Genomic DNA, 2,166 nt, shown 5'->3' on the forward strand with positions numbered 1-2,166 from the left:
GCCACGGCTGTCGGTCGGGCGGTCGCCGTAGCGGCGTTCGCCCTGCGGCCGGTCGCCGTAGCCACGGCTGTCGGTCGGGCGGTCGCCGTAGCGGCGCTCGCCCTGCGGGCGGTCGCCGTAGCGGCGCTCGCCCTGCGGCCGGTCGCCGTAGCCACGGCTGTCGGTCGGACGGTCACCGTAGCGGCGTTCGCCCTGCGGGCGGTCGCCGTAGCGCCGCTCGCCCTGCGGGCGGTCGCCGAAGCGCCGCGGGCCGCCGGGCCGGTCGCCGTGCCGGCGCGGCTCCTCGGGCTCGACGCGCACCGGGACGCCGCTCGGCTCGCGGGCGCCGGTCAGCTCGGCGAGCGCCGGATCGCCGGCCCGCACGCGGGTCTCGGCCGGCGCCACGCCGGCCTTCTCCAGCATGGCGAGCGTGGTCCGCCGCTGCTTCGGCAGCACCAGCGTGGCCACCGCGCCCGACTCGCCGGCCCGGGCGGTACGACCCGCACGGTGCAGGTAGTCCTTCGGGTCCTTCGGCGGGTCGACGTGCAGCACCAGCGAGACGCCGTCGACGTGGATGCCCCGGGCCGCCACGTCGGTGGCGACCAGGACGTTCACCCGGCCCTCACGGAACTCGGCGAGCGTGCGGGTACGCATCCGCTGGGTCTTGCCGCCGTGCAGCCCACCCGCCCGTACGCCGACGGCGGCCAGCTGCTCGACCAGCCGGTCGACGCCGAGCTGGGTCCGGGCGAAGACCATCGTCCGCCCGTCCCGGGCCGCGATGGACGCGGCGACCGGGAACTTGTCGTGCGGCGGGATCAGCAGCATGTGGTGGTCCATGGTGGACACCGAGGCGGTGGACGGGGCGGTGGAGTGCGTCACCGGGTCGGTCATGAACCGCTTGACCAGCGCGTCGACGTCGCCGTCCAGGGTGGCCGAGAAGAGCAGCCGCTGGGTGCCGGCCGGCGTCTTCGCCAGCAGCTCGGTGACCTCGGGCAGGAAGCCCATGTCGGCCATCTGGTCGGCCTCGTCGAGGACGGTGACCTCGACGTCGTCCAGGTGGCAGACGCCCCGGGCGATCAGGTCGCCCAGCCGACCCGGGGTGGCCACGATGATCTCCACCCCGCGCCGCAGGGCGTCGATCTGCCGGTCGTACGGCACGCCGCCGACGGCGGTCTTCAGGAACACGCCGACGGCCTTGCCGAGCGGCATCAGCGCGTCGTTGACCTGCATCGCGAGTTCCCGGGTCGGCACCAGGACCAGGGCCCGGGGGCGCAGCGGCCGGGCCCGGTTGCGGTCGGCCACCAGGGCCAGCAGGGGCAGGCCGAAGGCCAGGGTCTTGCCGGAGCCGGTCTGGCCCCGGCCGAGGACGTCCCGGCCGGCGAGCGCGTCCGGCATGGTGGCGCGCTGGATCTCGAACGGGGTGGTGATGCCCTGCCGGGCGAGCGCGTGGACCAGCGGCTGGGGCAGCCCCAGCGCGGCGAAGTCGGTGGCCTCGGGCGTCACCGGGGCGGCCTGGCCCTGGGCGGTGCCGTCCTGCTCGACGGCGGTCTGCGCGTCGGCGGTGTCGAGGGCGGTCGGAAACGTGCTGGGTTCAGCAAAGGTCGTCAAGAAATGCCTTTCGAGCGGGGCGCATCTTCGCGATGGCCTGCCGCAGCTGAACGCCGCCGAATCGCCCGCAAGATCGCCCATGGGCGCGCAGAGCGCGCCGGGTCAGTGATCCTCACCAGTGTACGGCGAAGCGACGAGCCCGCCACCGGACCACGGACGGGTAGTGGGCGGGCTCACCATCGTCGTCGTACGCGGCTCACTTGCTCAGGACGCCGCCCACCAGCCCGCCCACCGTGTCGTTGGCGAGCAGCACGACCAGCACGGAGATCGCCACGAGCAGGCCCAGCGAGGCGGCCAGCACGACCATCACCTTGGTCGTGCTGGACCGCTCCTCGGTGGGGGTCTCCGTCCAGCCCTGGGCCAGGATGTGCCCGGTCAGCGAGCCGGAGTTCTCCACCGGGTTGTTCGGGAACGAGACGGTGCTGAAGCCGGGGCCCTCGGTGCCGGCACCGTAGATGGTGCCCAGGTCGGGCCCGCCGTCGTAGCGGCCCGCGGGGCCGTCTCCGGCCCGCCCGGCGCGCGTGGCCGGGCCGCCGTCGGAGCCGCCGTCGGCGCGACCGGCCAGCCGGCGGACGGCAC

1 protein-coding gene and 1 pseudogene are annotated in these 2,166 nt (G+C 75.1%); both read right to left on the reverse strand.

Going from position 1 to position 2,166, the window contains the following annotated elements; genetic code table 11:
- The coding region (locus AB0G13_RS09555) for a DEAD/DEAH box helicase (RefSeq protein ID WP_357871377.1) at window positions 1-1,587 on the reverse strand (1,587 nt) is incomplete at its 3' end.
- A gap of 196 nt (window positions 1,588-1,783) precedes the next feature.
- Window positions 1,784-2,166, reverse strand: a pseudogene (locus AB0G13_RS09560) (hypothetical protein); the annotation flags it as partial.

The organism is Micromonospora sp. NPDC023633, assembly GCF_040640035.1.
In the GTDB taxonomy this organism is placed as follows: Bacteria; Actinomycetota; Actinomycetes; order Mycobacteriales; family Micromonosporaceae; genus Micromonospora.